General features: G+C 69.1%; 1 pseudogene. It reads left to right on the forward strand.

What is annotated here, in order from left to right:
* Positions 1–295, forward strand: a pseudogene (locus A6302_RS23360) (hypothetical protein); the annotation flags it as partial.
* Between the last annotated feature and the right edge of the window lie 74 nt (positions 296–369).

Genomic DNA, 369 nt, shown 5'->3' on the forward strand with positions numbered 1-369 from the left:
AAGCGCCTTCAAGAGCGCCGACAGCAACGCGCGCTTCGCCTTGGTTCTGGCCGCGGCCGGCAAGCCCGGCAAGGCGGCGGAAAAGACAGGCGACAGGCCGCGCGCCGGGGCACGGACCGATCTCAAGGCCGCCGGCCGGCGGGTCGGATCGGTGGAGCGGGCCGGGCGGCAGCTGCGGCTCGTCACCGACCACGGCGGCTTCGGCCGCTTCCTCGAATCCCGCCTGCCGCAGCTTCTTGCGGACTACGAGGCGGCGCTTGCGGCCTCTGCGGAAGAAAAGGAGAGCGACGTCTGAAAAATCTATTCACGGGTGCCGTTGTCACCTGACAATGGCCCCGGATGTCCGACGACAACCCCCGAACCACGAGG

Source organism: Methylobrevis pamukkalensis, from assembly GCF_001720135.1.
In the GTDB taxonomy this organism is placed as follows: domain Bacteria; phylum Pseudomonadota; class Alphaproteobacteria; order Rhizobiales; family Pleomorphomonadaceae; genus Methylobrevis; species Methylobrevis pamukkalensis.